This is a genomic window from Mesorhizobium sp. M1D.F.Ca.ET.231.01.1.1, assembly GCF_003999155.2.
Classification (GTDB): Bacteria; Pseudomonadota; Alphaproteobacteria; order Rhizobiales; family Rhizobiaceae; genus Mesorhizobium.
The window spans coordinates 883766-899235 of sequence record NZ_RZOZ02000001.1 but is presented as its reverse complement, the minus strand read 5'-3'; the positions used below and the strand labels follow the sequence as shown (position 1 = coordinate 899235).

The 15470-nt window shown below is 64.8% G+C and carries 16 protein-coding genes and 1 pseudogene; 11 read left to right on the top strand and 6 right to left on the bottom strand.

The annotated features are described in order from the left end of the window. Window positions 1-39: 39 nt before the first annotated feature. Together EN874_RS04580 and EN874_RS04575 are read left to right on the top strand one after the other, a co-directional pair. Window positions 40-1098 (top strand): glycerophosphodiester phosphodiesterase family protein, encoded by a 1059-nt coding sequence (locus EN874_RS04580; RefSeq protein ID WP_127424206.1) that lies wholly within the window; start codon window positions 40-42, stop codon window positions 1096-1098. A 182-nt stretch (window positions 1099-1280) separates the two neighbouring features. After that, window positions 1281-3302, top strand: a complete 2022-nt coding sequence (locus tag EN874_RS04575; protein WP_127424205.1) for an amidase — start codon at window positions 1281-1283, stop codon at window positions 3300-3302. A 10-nt stretch (window positions 3303-3312) separates the two neighbouring features. Here the strand turns inward: EN874_RS04575 and EN874_RS04570 are convergent, their stop codons facing one another. Further along, complete coding sequence (locus EN874_RS04570; RefSeq protein WP_127424204.1) at window positions 3313-4062, bottom strand: MFS transporter; 750 nt, start codon at window positions 4060-4062, stop codon at window positions 3313-3315. Between EN874_RS04570 and EN874_RS04565 the strand changes: the two genes are divergently transcribed. Further along, complete coding sequence (locus EN874_RS04565; RefSeq protein WP_127424203.1) at window positions 4025-4918, top strand: LysR family transcriptional regulator; 894 nt, start codon at window positions 4025-4027, stop codon at window positions 4916-4918. The two genes, EN874_RS04570 and EN874_RS04565, sit on opposite strands and share 38 nt — an antisense overlap. Before the next feature lie 7 nt (window positions 4919-4925). Here the strand turns inward: EN874_RS04565 and EN874_RS04560 are convergent, their stop codons facing one another. Next, window positions 4926-5534 (bottom strand): hypothetical protein, encoded by a 609-nt coding sequence (locus EN874_RS04560; RefSeq protein ID WP_189394073.1) that lies wholly within the window; start codon window positions 5532-5534, stop codon window positions 4926-4928. Window positions 5535-5607: 73 nt separating this feature from the next. Between EN874_RS04560 and EN874_RS04555 the strand changes: the two genes are divergently transcribed. The 5 genes from EN874_RS04555 to EN874_RS04525 all read left to right on the top strand — a co-directional run bounded on the left by EN874_RS04555 (window position 5608) and on the right by EN874_RS04525 (window position 9901). Beyond that, a complete protein-coding gene (locus EN874_RS04555) occupies window positions 5608-6162 on the top strand; it encodes an isochorismatase family protein (protein WP_127424202.1) in 555 nt (184 codons plus the stop codon). Between the two features lie 237 nt (window positions 6163-6399). Further along, entirely contained in the window at window positions 6400-6855 is a 456-nt protein-coding gene (locus EN874_RS04545; RefSeq protein WP_127424201.1) for a GFA family protein, read from the top strand. A 606-nt stretch (window positions 6856-7461) separates the two neighbouring features. Beyond that, window positions 7462-7638: a DUF2934 domain-containing protein gene (locus EN874_RS04540; RefSeq protein WP_127424200.1), complete on the top strand. Its 177-nt coding sequence runs from the start codon at window positions 7462-7464 to the stop codon at window positions 7636-7638. Between the two features lie 90 nt (window positions 7639-7728). Further along, window positions 7729-9042 (top strand): mechanosensitive ion channel domain-containing protein, encoded by a 1314-nt coding sequence (locus EN874_RS04535; protein ID WP_127424521.1) that lies wholly within the window; start codon window positions 7729-7731, stop codon window positions 9040-9042. A 703-nt stretch (window positions 9043-9745) separates the two neighbouring features. After that, on the top strand, window positions 9746-9901 hold the full coding sequence (locus EN874_RS04525; protein ID WP_127424199.1) for a DUF1127 domain-containing protein: 156 nt from the start codon (window positions 9746-9748) through the stop codon (window positions 9899-9901). Between the two features lie 65 nt (window positions 9902-9966). Here the strand turns inward: EN874_RS04525 and EN874_RS04520 are convergent, their stop codons facing one another. From EN874_RS04520 to EN874_RS34790, 3 genes and pseudogenes are all read right to left on the bottom strand, one after another. Next, window positions 9967-10281, bottom strand: coding sequence for a GYD domain-containing protein (locus EN874_RS04520; protein ID WP_127424198.1), 315 nt, complete (start codon window positions 10279-10281; stop codon window positions 9967-9969). 223 nt (window positions 10282-10504) lie between these two features. Continuing rightward, window positions 10505-10993: a sulfotransferase family protein gene (locus EN874_RS04515; protein ID WP_281061387.1), complete on the bottom strand. Its 489-nt coding sequence runs from the start codon at window positions 10991-10993 to the stop codon at window positions 10505-10507. Window positions 10994-11169: 176 nt separating this feature from the next. Next, window positions 11170-11243: pseudogene (locus EN874_RS34790) on the bottom strand (hypothetical protein); the annotation flags it as partial. 277 nt (window positions 11244-11520) lie between these two features. Here EN874_RS34790 and EN874_RS04510 point away from each other — a divergent pair. Both EN874_RS04510 and EN874_RS04505 read left to right on the top strand, forming a co-directional pair. Continuing rightward, complete coding sequence (locus tag EN874_RS04510) at window positions 11521-12690, top strand: PLP-dependent aminotransferase family protein (RefSeq protein WP_127424520.1); 1170 nt, start codon at window positions 11521-11523, stop codon at window positions 12688-12690. Between the two features lie 294 nt (window positions 12691-12984). Further along, complete coding sequence (locus tag EN874_RS04505) at window positions 12985-13530, top strand: YbhB/YbcL family Raf kinase inhibitor-like protein (RefSeq protein WP_127424197.1); 546 nt, start codon at window positions 12985-12987, stop codon at window positions 13528-13530. Window positions 13531-13574: 44 nt separating this feature from the next. On the opposite strand, the gene EN874_RS04500 is transcribed toward EN874_RS04505, so the two are convergent. Next, window positions 13575-14444: an aldo/keto reductase family oxidoreductase gene (locus EN874_RS04500; RefSeq protein WP_127424196.1), complete on the bottom strand. Its 870-nt coding sequence runs from the start codon at window positions 14442-14444 to the stop codon at window positions 13575-13577. A gap of 95 nt (window positions 14445-14539) precedes the next feature. Here EN874_RS04500 and EN874_RS04495 point away from each other — a divergent pair, with 95 nt between their 5' ends. Then, the gene (locus EN874_RS04495; protein WP_127424195.1) at window positions 14540-15448 is read left to right on the top strand and encodes a LysR family transcriptional regulator; all 909 of its coding nucleotides are present in this window, start codon (window positions 14540-14542) and stop codon (window positions 15446-15448) included. Window positions 15449-15470: the final 22 nt, after the last annotated feature.

Sequence of the window (15470 nt, the reverse complement as noted above, 5' to 3'; positions counted from 1 at the left end):
GCCTAACCGGTTCCCGACCCGGAACGGAGCGATTCCCTGATGCGAACACTCTGGCTGAGCCTTCTTCTTTCCGCCACGCTTGCGGCCTTATCTGGCCAAAGCTTAGCCGGCGAGACGCGCGCTGCGCAAATCCTCGACCGCTTCGAGCACGCCAACAAGTGGCGCGACCATGTGATGATCGCCGCGCATCGCGCCGGCAGCATGCAGGCCGGCAAGACGTTCTATGCCGAGAATTCGCTCGCCGCCGTCGAGGGCTCGATCGCGATGGGCGCCGAGATCGTCGAGGTCGACGTCAGGCGCTCGAAGGACGGCGAGTTCGTCATCATGCATGACAGCTGGCTCGATCGCACCACCATTTGCAGGGGCGAGGTGGTGAAATATACGCTGGCCGAGCTGAAGAACTGCCGGCTGGTGATCGAGGGCACGGGCGCCGTCACCAATGAGGCTGTGTCGACGCTGCGCGAGATGCTGCTGACCACCAAGGACAGGATCCTCATCAACCTCGACAACAAGCTGGAGGTGACCGACCTGCCGGCCATGATCGCGGTCGCCCGCGAACTCGGCATGGCAGACCAAGTGATCGTCAAGGAGAACCTGTGGAACCGTCAGCGCATCGATGCCGCCAAGGCAGCACTCGCCCAGGCTGGCGGTGGCTTCCAGTTCATGCCGATCCTCGCCGACGATGCCGTGCATGATGCAAGCTTTGCCGGTGAGGTCGACAAGGCGTTCGCGCCGCGCGCCATCGAGCTGATCAACTGGCGCGCTGGCGCCGAGACGCTGACCGCAAATGGCGGACCGCTGTTCGGCACCCGCATGCGGGCGACGGCGATCCGAGGTGACTGGCACCTCTGGGCCGACACCTACGCCATCGTCAACAAGCCAGGCGGCTTCCTCGCCGGCGGCCGTGGCGACGAGCTGGCGGTGGCCGCCAGCCTGCCGCACGAAGCCTGGGGTTTCTGGGTCGACCGCGGCGCCACCATCATCCAGACAGACGAGCCGAAGGCGGCGATCCAATGGCTGACGGCGAACGGCTTTAGGGTGCCCTACACTGACGAGACGAGGCCGGCGGAGCCGGCACACACGGCAAGCATCAATTGAGCCGGCGCCGAGGCGACCAATCTCCCCTTTGAAGATCCACTTAAGGGGAGATCGGCAGCTTCGGCCTTGCCGCCAGCCTTCAGACGCCGGAGATTGGCGACCATCCGCGTGATTCAATCTTTCTCTTGCGGGGGAGATGCCCGGCAGGCAGAGGGAGGGAACGCCAACGGAGCCACCTCGCCATGCCCAACCTCCATCTCGTCGAAGCCTCTATCGCCGACCTGCGCGATGCGCTGGAGGAGGGCGTCGTCACCAGCGTCGAGCTGGTCGGCGCTTACCTGAGGCGCATCGCTCACTACGACCGCCACGGCATTGCGCTCAACGCCATACCCATCCTCAACCCGAAAATGTTCGAGGAGGCTGCCGCTTCCGACCGCCGGCGCCGCGACGGCAAAAGCCTCGGGCCGCTCGACGGCATACCTTATACGGCCAAGGACAGCTACAAGGCGAAAGGCCTGACGGTCGCCGCCGGCTCGCCGGCCTTCGAGCATCTCACAGCAAACGAGGACGCCTTCACCATCGCCAGGCTGCGCGCCGCGGGCGCTGTGTTGCTCGGCCTCACGAACATGCCGCCGATGGCCAATGGCGGCATGCAGCGCGGCGTCTATGGCCGCGCCGAGAGTCCTTACAACGCGGACTATCTGACCTCCGCCTTCGCCTCCGGCTCGTCCAACGGCTCAGGCACGGCGACCGCGGCGAGCTTCGCCGCCTTCGGGCTCGGCGAGGAGACCTGGTCGTCCGGCCGCGCGCCGGCCTCCAACAATGCGCTGGTCGCCTACACGCCTTCGCGCGGCGTGATCTCGGTGCGCGGCAACTGGCCGCTGGTGCCGACAATGGATGTGGTGGTGCCGCACACGCGCAGCATCCCCGACGTGCTGGAGTTGCTCGACGTGATCGTCGCCGACGATACCGAGACGCGTGGCGACTTCTGGCGCGTGCAGCCCTGGGTTTCGATCCCGAAGGCTTCGGCGCTCAGGCCGGCAAGCTACACGGGGCTTCCGCTGCAAGGCGCGCTCAAGGGCAAGCGGCTCGGCGTGCCGAAAATGTATATCGGCAAGGATAGCGAAGCCGAGCGGCCGATCGAGACCCGCGCCTCGGTGCTCGGTCTCTGGCGGCAGGCGGCGCGTGATCTCGAGGCGCTCGGCGCCGAGGTGGTCGAGGTCGATTTCCCTGTCGTCTCGAATTACGAGCGCGATCGTCCGGGCGCGCTCTCGATGGTCGATCGCGGGCTGGTGCCGCATGACTTCGCCGAGCGTGAGATCTGGGACCACTGCATCTGGTCCTGGGATGATTTCCTGCGCGCCAATGGCGATCCGGCAATCCCCGATCTGGCTTCTGTCGATGGCCCGAAAATCTTTCCGCAGCCGCCGGGCACGCTGCCCGACCGCTATGGCGACGACGGTTTCGATCTTGCCGAATATGTCGAGCGCGCCAGAAAGGGCGTGGCGCCGCTGGAAGACATTCCTGCCATCGAGGATGGGCTGAGGGGGCTGGAGGCCGCGCGGCGGATCGACTTCGAAGAGTGGCTGCAGGCGAACTCCCTCGATGCCGTGGTGCTGCCTGCCGCCGCCGATGTCGGCCCGGCCGATGCCGACGTCAACGAAGCCTCCGCCGATCTTGCCTGGCGCAACGGCACCTGGGTCGCCAACGGCAATCTGGTGTGGCGCCATCTCGGCATCCCGACGGTGACGGTGCCGATGGGCGTCATGGCCGACATCGGCATGCCTGTCGGCCTGACCTTCGCCGGCAAGGCCTATGAGGACACGGCGCTGCTGACGATGGCCGGCGACTACGAGCGCGCCACCCGGCGCCGCACCGCCCCGCCGCGCACGCCGGCGCTGGCGGAGGATGTGTTTGCGGAAGGCAAGGGGGCGGGCCAACCTGGCGATGCGCCGCTCACGCTTTCGCTGAGTGCCGAGACGACTCGAGCTGGTGACCAGGACGAGATCGCGGTGGCGCTGGAGGTTGAGGTGGGTGACACCAGGCTGGCAGCGGCAGCCGTGAAAGTCCACGTCAACGGCGAGCCGGTCACCATGCAGGTGAGCGGCAACCGCTACACCGGCCGGGCCGTCGTGCCGGCCGCGACGCATCAGGGCTTCCACAGCGTCTGGCGCGGCTCCTACGGATCGATCGTCACGGCAATCGTGCGGCTGGCGGATGGGCGCACTGCCGGTGCGTATGTGGTCACGGGCGGGATTGGCTGAGGCGCTCCCGCTACTCCACCCAATCCACCACCAGCGCCGCCATCCCGAACACCGCACCCGCCGCGCACACCGCATTCCATCCGCCCCACGCCCAGGCCATCCCCGCCAGGAGCGACCCAACCGCGCCGCCGATGAAGAAGATCCCGACGAAGAGTCCATTGAGGCGCCCGCGCGCCTTCGGCTGCAAGAGGTTGACGGCGCGGCGGCCGAGCGTCTGGTCGCCGGTGACGCCGATGTCGAGCAGCACGGCGCTGACACCCATCAGCACCAGCGGCCACCATAAGCCGCTGGTGGCGGTACCCGCCCAGGTGGCGAGGCCGAGCGCGGCGACCACCCCGAGATGGCAGAAAATCGTCGCTGGCCGTGTCCAGCCGCGGTCACCGGCGCGGCCGAAGAGCGGCGTCACCGCCGCGCCGCCGGCACCGGCCAGGGCGAACAGCGCGATGCCCTTCTGGCCAAGATCGAAGGGCGGCGCGGCAAGCCGGAGCGCCACCGCCGTCCAGAACACGCTGAAGGCCGCCATCACCAGGCTCGCCGTGAAGGCGCGGCGGCGCAGCACCGGCTCCTGCCGCAACAGCTCGAACAGCGAAGCGATGAGCGCCGCGTAGCTCGCATGCGCCAGCGGCCGCCGCCTCGTCAGCGTCAGGCCGAGCAGGATGGCGAGCAGCGCGAGGGCCGTGGCGCTCAATGCGTAGAAGGCGCGCCAGCCGAAGGCGTCGGCGATGAGGCTGGCGAGCGCCGTCGTCGAGACCGGCTCCATCGTTGGCGCCTCGGCCAGGCTCAACCTCACCCAGCCCGGCGTGACACGCCGTATCCAGAACCTCGAGGAGCGGCTGGCGACGCCCTTGCTCGACCGCCAGTCGAAGCCGCTGAGGCCGACCGCTTCCGGCCGCGAGGCCTACGAACATGGCCGCCGCGTGCTGCGCTCGCTTGAGGATCTGAAGGCCGGCGTCTCGCCGGCCGGAGAGGTGAGGGGCGAGTTCCGCCTCGGCATCATGCCCTACCTCTCGACCAGCGCTTTGTCGGAGCCGCTCGACAGCTTGCGCGCCGCCTTCCCGCAACTGACGCTGAAGATCACTTCCAGCCTGTCGCCGCGCCTGGTGGAGCAGGTGCTGCACAGCGAGATCGACGCGGTCGCCGTCTGCCTCGCCGAGGGCGTCTCGCCGCCGACAGAATTGGTCGGCGACGATCTCGGCGTGCAGGAGGTTTTGCTGGTGGCGTCGCCCAGCCTCGGCGTGCCGAAACCGGCCGAACTCGACGCGCTGTCACGCTACCCTTGGGTGCTGAACGAAACCGGCTGCGGTTTCCGCGCCTTCATCCGCCACCGCTTCGAGGTGGCGCGGCTGCCTTTCCATGTCGGCGTCGAGGCGCAAGGGGCCGACTTGCGCATGTCGCTGGTGGCGCGCGGCCATGGCATTGGCGTCGTGACACCTGGCGCGCTATCGGGCAGCCAGTGGCGCGACGCGGTCGAGGTAGTGGATTGCCCCGGGTTCAAGCCGCAAGTGCGCTGCTGGCTGCTCCATCGCCCTCCGGCGGGCCGGCTTGCGCAGCCGATCGCGGTGTTCCGCGGCGCGCTGGCGGAAGCGCTGAAAGGCCCGATGCCGCTGATGTCGTAGGGTGGTGCTATCTCCCCCTGGGTGAAGAAAGCGATTTCAACAATTTAGCGAAGCCAAGTGTTAGTGATCGCAAGAGCGAGGGCGCAACGCCGACCTTTGTGGTCGTCTTCTCTAAGTCTTGCGGTTCTGCGTCTTGCGATCGAGGCAGGGAGGCGAGCCATGAATCCCAAAACTTCTGCTGCATGCGGACGAACACGGGCACGACGTCATAGCCTTCGTCAAATATATTGACTAAGTCGCTCTTCTTAGGATGTTCCCCCGTTTTCACCTTGCAGACGACCAGTCCACGACTCATCTCTGTCACAGTCCCTTCAGGGAAAATATTGTAACTCGCGCCGTAACAAAAGGGCAGTATTCCTTCCCCTTCGAGCTGCTTGCGGATTTGGCACAGGGCTTCGAAATAGTCGTCTTCTTCTGCCTCGATGACCTTGTTCCGATAGCTGCAGGTGAGCCCGCATCTGGTCCCCACGTCGTTCAGCGTGAATACCGCTTGCTCGTCGCCGCCCGTGCCTCCTCCGATCAGGAATACGGTGTAGTGTTCATTCATTGCCATCCCCCCAAACCCTTGATCGACCATAGTTGTGATGTTTTCAGATTTCAACTGTGGATTGTTCATGCCGACTCGAGGGTAGCGCTCGCGAGCCCTTATCCGCCTTGACCCATCCCCCACCTCCGCTATCTTCGCCGCCATGCCAGACACCGCCCCTTCCGCCGCCGCTCCGCTCATCGTCATCGACCTCCAGACCGGCATGTTCGACGGCCGGTTCGATCCGCCGATCCATGACGCGGACGCAATCGCCGAGCGCGCCCGCGCGCTGATCGACTGGGCGCGGAAAACCGGGCGCAAGGTGGCCTTCGTCCGCCATGACGGACCGGCGGGCGATCCGCTGGCGCCGGGCGCTTCCGGCTGGCCGGTATGGCCGCAACTCGGCCAGGCCGCCGGCGAGCCGACCTTCGGCAAGACGATCGGCAACGCTTTTTCCAACGCAGCGCTTGCCGAATGGGTCGCGGGGCAGGGCGCGAGCGACGTCGTGTTGATCGGCGCCCAGACCGATTTCTGCGTCGCCGCCACGGTGAAGGGCGCCTTTGCCGAGGGACTCGGCATCACCGTGGTTTCCGACGCGCATTCGACGCTGGATAGCGACAAGGAAAAGGCACCCGACATCATCGCTCGTTACAACGCGGCCTTCGCCGAGCAAGGCGTACGGATGACGACGACCGCGGCGTTGACTGGCAAGAACTGAAAGGTCGCGTTCCTTCGCGCCCCCCTCTGTCCTGCCGGACATCTCCCCCACAACAAGGGGGGAGATTGGCTGTCTCGGCGCCTTGTTTTATCCTGCAGCGTTGGAGGTTGGCGAAAGCCAACGCGGCGTCTGATCTCTCCCCAAGCGGGGGAGATGGCCGGCAGGCCAGAGGGGGGCGCTGTCCCACCGGCGTTAGGAGTCTGGAACGCACTGATCAACCAACCCGAGGAGCCCACCGTGCCCAGTCTTTCCCTGCCCGTCGAAGGCGGCTGCCGCTGCGGCCGCGTGCGCCTGAGGATATCGGCAAAGCCCTTGCTCGCAATGGCGTGCCACTGCACCGGCTGCCAGAAGATGTCGTCCAGTGCCTATTCGCTGAGCGCGGCGATCCCCTCGGACGGCTTCGAGATCACCAAAGGCGAGCCGGTGATCGGCGGCCTGCACGGCGCCTCGAAACACTATTTCTGCGGCTACTGCATGACCTGGATGTTCACCCGGCCGGAGGGGCTGGACTGGTTCGTCAACCTGCGCCCGACCATGCTGGAAGACCCTGCCTGGTTCACGCCCTTTGTCGAGACCTGGACCAGCGAGAAATTGCCCTGGGCGACGACGCCCGCGGTGCACAGCTATGCGGCTCTGCCGGCCTTCGAGGAATATGAGGGACTGGTCGCGGAATACGCCGGGTCGCGGGCCTGATCGGTCCAGAACAGAAACGGCGACCCGGGTCAGATCGCCGTTCAGTACATGGTCGACGCGGCCGTTGGGGGCGACATTGTTGGGGATGTGCTTGGGCGTCCGCGTCGACCACGGCGGCCTCGTACCGCAGATCGTACTATCGCATATTTTTTGCACGCGAAAACTTCCGCGATAGCGGAATAGGCGGGTGCGAGTGACTTGATCACCGGTGCGTGGGATTATGGTTAACAATTGCAGATCGACAGAGCGCAATCGGGACAGACCGGCAGCTTAGGCGAAAGACTTTCTACCCCCCGCTGCATTGATCTTGCTCACCTGAGCGGCGCCAACTCACGATGCTGAACCGCGCCAACATGATTCGGCTACCGCTCCGGCTTTACGAGGACCGGGAACTCGAATGCGGCTTGCGATGTGGTAAGCCATGCCGGCGCCAGCGCGCTGGGGCTGGAAGGCTACGGCATCGCCGTCGGCGCCAAGGCCGATTTCGTCGCGAAATAGTTGTGCGGCGCGGCGCTGAGAAAATCGGCCGCCGCCGGGCCTTGGCATGGATCGTTTCGCTGGCGCCTGCGTTCCCTCTGGTGAAAAAAAGAGAGCCGGGAGGTTTCCATGGCTGACCAGAGCAGGGAAGACCGCATCCGCCAGCGTGCCTATGAGCTTTGGGAGAAGGACGGAAAGCCCGAGGGCGCCGACTTGCGCTTTTGGGAACAGGCGATGAGCGAGATCGACGAAGAGGATCAAAGGCAGGATAGGTCGGGAAAGAGCGTCGGCCGGACTGGCGCATAGCCGCCGGAGCGCCGTGAATACGCGGCCCTGAAATAGGCCCCGCAACGGCGGGTTGCGGTTTGCAAGCCCGTCTATGATGGTCGTGTGGCAATGGATGTTCGCGACACCATCGGTCGAGCACTGGCCTGGGCCAGCGGATGGTTAGACTATGCCGCGAATCCGTGGTTTCTCTATCAGGCCGCCATCATCGTCACACTGTTCCTCGCGGCCAAGCTCGCGGCGACGCGCGTCGAGCCGCTCGCGGAGAACCAGGCGCGCCGGATCAAGGGCCATCCCGGACTGCTGAGGGTCGTGATAGCCCTGTTGCGGCGCACCGATTGGATCCTCTTCGCGTTCTTCCTGTTTGCAGCACTCAGCGTCTTGCGTGCCTTCACCTGGCCAAGCCGTACCCATCTCCTCCATATCGTGCTTTCGCTGTCGCTTGCGTGGCTGGTGGCGTCGGTGCTGTCCCGCATCGTCCACAACCGCCTCGTCGCCCGGCTTCTCGGCTGGCTGATCTGGATCTATGCGGCGCTTGTCATCTTGGGCATCAGTGAGGAGACTGGAAGCTTCCTCGACAGCCTCGCCATCTCGTTGGGTGCGATCCGTTTGTCGGCCCTCCTGCTGCTCAAGGCGCTGCTGTTGCTGGCCGCCACGGTCTGGTTTGCCGTGGTCGTCGGCAACTATGTCGATGAGCGCGTCCGCATCTCGGAGGAACTGACGCCCTCGATCCGCGTCCTCGTCGGCAAGGTGGCGAAGATCGGTCTTGTTCTGTTCGCCGGCGCCTTCGCCCTTTCGGCCGTCGGCGTCGACCTGACGGCACTGACGGTCTTCTCCGGAGCGATCGGCGTCGGTCTCGCCTTCGGGCTGCAGAAGGTCGTATCGAACTTCGTCTCCGGCATCATCATCCTGCTCGACAAGTCGATCAAACCGGGCGACACCATCTCGCTCGAAGGCACATTCGGCTGGATACGCGAATTGCGGGCGCGTTTCGTCTCGGTGGTCACGCGCGACGGCCGCGAGTATCTCATCCCGAACGAGGACTTCATAACCCAAAGGGTCATCAACTGGTCGTTCAGCGACAATCTCGTGCGGCTCGACGTGGATTTTGGCGTCTCTTACGACGCCGACCCCCATAAGGTCAGCGAACTGGCGATAGAGGCAGCGATCAGCGTCGGCAGGGTCGAAGCCGACCGCCGGCCGGTGTGCTGGCTGACGGGGTTCGGCGACTCCTCGCTCAACTTCGTCCTGCGTTTCTGGATTCACGATCCGCAGCAGGGGCTGACCAATGTCCGCGGCAAGGTGCTGCTGGCCCTGTGGGACACTTTCAAAAAGAACGGCATAGATATCCCCTATCCGCACCGCGAGGTCATCGTGAGGGAGGCTGGGTCGACCGGGTTGAAAGGCAATTGGGCGGCACGTTGAAACCGGCGGCCGAACGACTGAATGTCGGGCTACCGTGCCGCCGCTTGACAGCACGGCCTGTCCTACAGCACTTTTCGGTCAGGCAGGGGAGACTTCGCTATGAAGAAAGAATATTCGAAGCCGACATTCGTCCGCAAAGGCCGGCTCTCGGCTCAGACCGCGCAGCAGGTTCCTTCGGACTGACGAGCCTCCCAGGACCGGCGAGATGCTCGCCGCCTCCAGCGTTCCATCGTGCCTCGCGCGCCCGGCAACCATTCTTTGCCAGCGGTTGCGGTGATGCGTAAGGCGGCGCGGCGGGTGTCACACACAAGCACTGCAGGTAGGTGAAAGGAAGGAGGCGAGCAAACCCGCCTCCTCGCCCATGAACCCGACGTGTTACTTGTTCTTGCCGGGCTCATCGGTCGTGGTCGTGGTCGTGCAGTTGTTGCACGACATATCGCCCGCTTTCGACTGACGGTGGGCCCCGACGTCGTTGTGGTTGTGGTCGTTTGGCCGTTGTTATCCGGATTGGCGGCGATCGTGATCTCGGACAAGCCGGAGATGCTTCCACGTCAATAAATTAATTTGCATGCATATGTTTCAGGCAGATCCGGCTTCGTGAAGCATTTCACCGTTTTCGCGCAATCGGCTGGTTACAGACGCACCGCAAAAGCGGCGCCGGGCGAGCGGCCGCTTCTTCTGCCGCTGCTTTGTGGAGGTCCCGATGTTTAAAAGCCTTAACCGCATCCGCGCCGCCTTTGCGCAGGCGAGCAAGCGCCGCAGGACGACACGCGAACTGAACGAGCTGCCGCCTGAGATCCGCAACGATATCGGCTGGCCGCAGACCGCTCAGGACAATGAGATTCGGCTGCCGTTCTAGCGCTTTGCAGTGTGATGCGACGCCAGGCAGCAAGGTTCAATCGTCCGTGCTGTCTGGCCAGATGGTCAGCCGGCGGGCTTGTAGGCGCCGGCGGCCTTGTTGGCGGCCGCGAGCACCGCCTTCATGTCGAGTTCCTCGAGGACGACCATGTCGCTCACCGAACCGCTGGCGCGCACCGCAAGCGCCATGCCCATCCCCGCAACCTGGTCCGGCACCTCGCCATTGACGACGACGTCGTACATGCCGCGCGTGAACATCAGGCTGCTCATCTTGCCGCCGACGCTTTCAAAAAGCGCCTGGATCGCAACTTCCCGGTTCGATCCCTGCATCAGCCCTTTGGCGGCATGGGGTTCGTAGTTGGCCAATATGGTAACCTTCATGGCAATCTCCTCCAAATATCATTGTCTCGGGCTGCCCGTGAGCAGCACGGACTTGCCTTCTTTCCCTGACATCTGACTTGGTCTGTGGACCGCTTGGGCAAGCATGGCCAATGGCGGTTCGACCGGAGCAACGCTTCGGCTCGGGATAATATGCGCTTATTCTAATATGGCGACAATCCCGTCATGCGCCGCAAGCCGGGGCGCGGGCACCTTTTCCCACTCTCTACCCCAGCCACCACCACAGCCCGCCGATCACCAGCGCGATCAGCGCCGCCACGCCGGCGAGCATCACATAGGATCCTATGATCATGCCGTTGATGATCTTCTTGATGCTGGCGCGGTCGTTGAGGTTGGGGAAGGGCTCGTTCGGCAGCGGGACGCCGAGGAAATCGCAGAGCGGCCCCCAGCCGTCGGTGACCTTGAAGACCAGCAGCCTTTCCGGCGACACCGCCGCCTTCACCTCCTCGATATAGGCGTTGTAGCGCGTCACCGCCTTGTCGCGGTCGTCCATGACGCCTTTCAGCGTGCGACCCCAGACCAGCTTTCGCGACATGTCGCCGAACTTGCGGCCGAACGGCGTCAGCCATTCCAGCACCCTGAACTGCCAGACATTCTCGGTGAAGTAGATCGTGTCGATGGCGCTGTCGTACCAGGCTTCGGCGCCGCGCGGATGCAGCGTCAACAGCACCTTGGCGTTGGGGTAGGCGGCCATCAGTTCCCGCCACACGCAGCAGCCCGGATGTCGACGGTCGCCCGGTAGTTGGCGAAGACGCGGCTCCAGTCGTGCTGGCTGCCCGGCGGGCTGTTCGCCACCTTGCGCCAGAAATCGAGATGGCCCTGTTGGCCTTGTTGATGATGACTTCCTGCATGTGGTAGCTCGGAAAGCCGAGCCTGTTCAGCGCGGTGAAAGTGGACCACGTGCCGGTGCGGCCGAATCCGGCCCCGATAAGCTCGAGCGTCATGCCATCCCCTCGGCCGGATTGATTTTTTGTCGTTACGGCCGGCCCCGGATTTCATGTTGTGCTGAACGCGCTCCGCTCGCAACATTTTCTATTAGCATTCGCGAAAATATCTGGGCCAAAATGTCGCCTGAACGCTGCGCCATGACCGTTTTGGCTATTCACGCGGGCGGTAGAGACTGGTAATAGGTCAGCTACATTGACCTAAATAAAAAACTCGCCCCGTGGGAGGTGCGCCTTGACCACCCTGTTGAACCTTCTGGCCTCGCGCTCCTCGCGCATGAAGGCCTCGGAAATCCGCGAGCTGTTGAAGCTGCTCGACCAGCCCGACATCATCTCCTTTGCCGGCGGCATTCCGGACCCTTCGCTGTTTCCGGCCGAGGCCATCGCCGACGCCTACCAGGCCGTGCTTGGCGGCGCGGAGGCCGGCGCCGCCCTGCAATACCAGGTCAGCGAAGGTTTTCTGCCGCTGCGCAAATGGCTGGCCGCCCATATGGGCAAGCTCGGCGTCGCCTGTGACGAGGGCAACATCTTCATCACCTCCGGCTCGCAGCAGGCGCTCGACTATCTCGGCAAGCTCTTCTTGTCTCCCGGCGACACCGCGCTGGTCACCTGGCCGACGTATCTCGGCGCGCTGCAGGCCTTCAACGCCTATGAGCCGCGCTACGACCGGCTCAACACGGCCGGCGGCAACATGACGCCGGAGGCCTACCGCGCCGCAGCCGCGGCGAATGGCGGCAAGGTGAAATTCGCTTATCTGGTTCCGGACTTCGCCAACCCGACCGGCAACACGCTGGATGCCAGGCAGCGCGAGGCGGTGCTTGACCTCGCCGGCGAGCTCGATATCGCCGTGATCGAGGACGCCGCCTACCGCGCGCTGCGCTATGGCGGGGAGGGCGTGACGCCGATCCTGGCCCTCGACTGCGCGCGCTCTGGCGGCATCGACAAGGCGCGCACGCTCTATTGCGGCTCCTTCTCCAAGATCCTGTCGCCCGGCATGCGCGTCGGCTGGGTCTGCGCGCCGCGCCATGTGGTGGAGAAGCTGGTGCTGATGAAGCAGGCCTCCGACCTGCACAGCCCTTCGATCAACCAGATGGTCATGCATCGCGTCGCCGAGACCATCTTCGACGGCCAGGTGGAAAAACTGATCGGCGCCTACCGCCGGCGCCGCGACGCGCTGCTCGGCGCGCTCGAAGCCAGCATGCCGAAGGGCATCTCGTGGAGCCGGCCGGATGGCGGCATGTTCGTCTGGCTGACGCTGCCGGAAGACGCCGACGCCACCGATCTCCTGGCGCGTTCGGTCAAGGAGGCGCGCGTCGCCTTCGTGCCGGGCAACGCCTTCTACGCCGACGGCACCGGCCGCAACACGCTGCGCATGTCGTTTACGCTGGCCGATGACCGCGCGGTGAACGAGGGTGTACCGAGGCTGGCGAAGCTGCTGCAAGCGTAGTCTCCCCCTCTTGGGCCCTCTTGGGGAGATTCCATCACCTTCTTCTCGCGCAGGCGTGATTGGTGGTGCTCAGCCGTGATTTCCGACAAGGCCGGTTGTTCGGCTAGGGTCGCGGCCGATCCAACACCCCCTGGATCGACCGGCCGCGAGTTCCCACCTTCACGGCCGAACGAAAGAGCCCCGACGGCCTCCACCGGCGGGGCTTTTTTTCGTGCTTGCGAGGGTTCGCTGGCGCTGCCCTTTTTGGGGCCGCTCCGCTAAACTCTCACACCTTGGCCAGAAGGGGAGGAAAGCATGACCCTACGCCTCGGCTTCACCTTGCTTGCGCTCGCTGCCTTCGCCACCCAGGCATCGGCTTTCGAAATCTCCAGCCCGTCGGTCTCCAACGGCAAATGGGGTGCAAAATATCTCGGCGACAAGGCCGGCTGCGGCGGCAAGAGCGTCTCGATCGCGCTTGCCTGGAAGGACCCGCCGGCCGGCACCAAGAGCTACGCGCTCACCATGTTCGATCCCGATGCCAATGGCGGCAAGGGCTTCTGGCATTGGCTGGTCTGGAACATCCCGGCCAGCGCCAAGGGCCTGGCCGAGGGCGCCGGCTCGAAAAGCGGCAAGCACATGCCCAAGGGCGCGGTGTCCGGCGAAGGCGGTGTCGGCCGCTCCGGCTATTTCGGCCCATGTCCGCCGCCCGGCAGCGGCACTCATCACTATCTCTTCACGCTCTATGCGCTCGGCGAGCCGAAGCTGCGCACGCCGGAAAATCCGTCGCCGGAGATGGTGTCGGTCGCGGCGAAAAGTCAGGCGCTGGCCGAGGCGAGTGTGACCTATACGTATGGGAGGTAGCTGATCTCCCTCTCGAGGCCCCCAAGTAAGGGAGATCTGCTAAATCACGCCGCCTTCGCGACCTCATCCAGTTCCCGGAGAACCTCAGCCGGCAACTCGAGCTCCGCCGCCGCGAGATTCTCGCGCAGATGCCCGGCGGACGACGTGCCCGGGATCAGCAGGATGTTGGGCGCACGGCGCAGCAGCCAGGCAAGCGCCACCTGCATAGGCGTCGCGCCGAGCCGTTCAGCGACACCCGACAAGGTCGAGGACTGTAGCGGGCTGAAGCCGCCGAGCGGGAAGAACGGCACATAGGCGATGCCGTCGCGGGCAAGCTCATCGATCAGCGAGTCGTCGTCCCGATGCGCCAGATTGTACTGGTTCTGAACGCAGGCGATCTTGCAGATCTTGCGGCCTTCCTCGATCTGCCTGCGGGTCACATTGCTCAAGCCGATATGGCGCACCAAGCCCTTGCGCTGCAATTCGGCCAGAGCGGCCAACTGCGCCTCGATCGAGCCTTCGGCCGGGCCGTGAATGCCGAACATGATGCGCAGATTGACCACCTCGAGGACGTCGAGCCCGAGATTGCCGAGGTTGTCGTGCACGGCCTGGGTGAGTTCTTCGGGCGAATAGGCCGGCAGCCAGGAGGCATCGCTGCCCCGACGGGCGCCGATCTTGGTCACGATCACCAGATCGTCCGGATAGGGCGCCAGCGCCTTCCTGATCAGCCTGTTGGTGACATGAGGCCCATAGTAGTCACTGGTGTCGATGTGGTTCACGCCTTGCGCCACGGCCTCGCGCAGCACGGCGATCGCCGCGTCAGGATCTTTCGGTGGACCGAACACGCCCTTGCCGGCTAGCTGCATGGCTCCGTAGCCGAGCCGGCGGACGATGCGGTCGCCGAGTTTGTAGGTGCCGGATTTGTCACTGGACATCGTTGTTCTCCTTCGCTGTCGGCGACGGAGATAGGGCATGGTCTCTGTCCCGATAACAGGGTATAACCGGCACAACTTGTGCGGAATTGAGAACAATGGCAGCTGACCTCAACGATCTCCAGGGATTTCTGGCGGTGGCGCGCGCCGGTGGCTTTCGCGAAGCGGCCCGGGTGACGGCGGGCAGTGCGTCTGTGCTCAGTGAAGCCATCCGCCGTTTGGAGAGCCAGCTTGGCGTGCGGCTCTTCAATCGCACCACGCGCAGTGTCGCTTTGACCGAGGCGGGCGCCAGCTTGCTTGCCCGGCTCGCCCCGGCGCTGGGCGAGGTCGAAGCAGCGCTTGATGTCGTCAACGGCTTTCGCGACCGGCCCGCCGGCACCTTGCGCCTCAACGTCCCGATCAGCGCGTCTCGGCTGGTGCTGCCAAAAATCGTTCCGGGATTTCTCGCCGCCTATCCCGCCATTCGCCTGGAAGTGATCGCGGAGGAGAATTTCGTCGACCTGCTGGTGGCAGGCTGCGATGCCGGCATCCGCTACGACGAGCGGCTGGAGCAGGACATGATCGCGGTGCCGATCGGGCCGCGCGCGCAGCGCTTCACCACTTCCGCCTCGCCGGCCTACCTCGCCCGGCACGCTCGGCCGCAACACCCGCGTGACCTGCTTGGTCATGCGTGCCTGCGCGGCCGCTTTCCCAGCGGGGTCATGACGCCTTGGGAATTCGAGCGCGACGGCGAGGTGGTGCGGGTCGATCCCACCGGGCCATTGGTCGTCAGCATCGGTGGTGGCGTCGATCTCGCCATCGATGCGGCGATCGCCGGCGTCGGCATTCTGTGGCTGTTCGAGGACTGGGTACGTCCGCATTTCGAGAGCGGCGTGCTGGAGCCTGTGCTGGAGCCATGGTGGCAGGAGTTTTCCGGGCCGTTCCTCTATTACCCCGGGCGCCGCCTGGTGCCCGCGCCGCTGCGCGCCTTCATTGATTACATCAAGACACCGGCGGGCCGGTGGTGACAAAAGCAAAAGGCCGCCCGGA

What these genes read in the sequence shown, in the direction of transcription:
- EN874_RS04580 (WP_127424206.1), top strand. Translation starts at nt 40, where the DNA reads ATGCGAACACTCTGGCTGAGCCTTCTTCTTTCCGCCACGCTTGCGGCC.
- EN874_RS04575 (WP_127424205.1), top strand. Translation starts at nt 1,281, where the DNA reads ATGCCCAACCTCCATCTCGTCGAAGCCTCTATCGCCGACCTGCGCGAT.
- EN874_RS04565 (WP_127424203.1), top strand. Translation starts at nt 4,025, where the DNA reads ATGAGGCTGGCGAGCGCCGTCGTCGAGACCGGCTCCATCGTTGGCGCC.
- EN874_RS04570 (WP_127424204.1), bottom strand. Translation starts at nt 4,062, where the DNA reads ATGGAGCCGGTCTCGACGACGGCGCTCGCCAGCCTCATCGCCGACGCC.
- EN874_RS04560 (WP_189394073.1), bottom strand. Translation starts at nt 5,534, where the DNA reads ATGAACAATCCACAGTTGAAATCTGAAAACATCACAACTATGGTCGAT.
- EN874_RS04555 (WP_127424202.1), top strand. Translation starts at nt 5,608, where the DNA reads ATGCCAGACACCGCCCCTTCCGCCGCCGCTCCGCTCATCGTCATCGAC.
- EN874_RS04540 (WP_127424200.1), top strand. Translation starts at nt 7,462, where the DNA reads ATGGCTGACCAGAGCAGGGAAGACCGCATCCGCCAGCGTGCCTATGAG.
- EN874_RS04535 (WP_127424521.1), top strand. Translation starts at nt 7,729, where the DNA reads ATGGATGTTCGCGACACCATCGGTCGAGCACTGGCCTGGGCCAGCGGA.
- EN874_RS04525 (WP_127424199.1), top strand. Translation starts at nt 9,746, where the DNA reads ATGTTTAAAAGCCTTAACCGCATCCGCGCCGCCTTTGCGCAGGCGAGC.
- EN874_RS04520 (WP_127424198.1), bottom strand. Translation starts at nt 10,281, where the DNA reads ATGAAGGTTACCATATTGGCCAACTACGAACCCCATGCCGCCAAAGGG.
- EN874_RS04515 (WP_281061387.1), bottom strand. Translation starts at nt 10,993, where the DNA reads ATGGCCGCCTACCCCAACGCCAAGGTGCTGTTGACGCTGCATCCGCGC.
- EN874_RS04510 (WP_127424520.1), top strand. Translation starts at nt 11,521, where the DNA reads ATGAAGGCCTCGGAAATCCGCGAGCTGTTGAAGCTGCTCGACCAGCCC.
- EN874_RS04505 (WP_127424197.1), top strand. Translation starts at nt 12,985, where the DNA reads ATGACCCTACGCCTCGGCTTCACCTTGCTTGCGCTCGCTGCCTTCGCC.
- EN874_RS04500 (WP_127424196.1), bottom strand. Translation starts at nt 14,444, where the DNA reads ATGTCCAGTGACAAATCCGGCACCTACAAACTCGGCGACCGCATCGTC.
- EN874_RS04495 (WP_127424195.1), top strand. Translation starts at nt 14,540, where the DNA reads ATGGCAGCTGACCTCAACGATCTCCAGGGATTTCTGGCGGTGGCGCGC.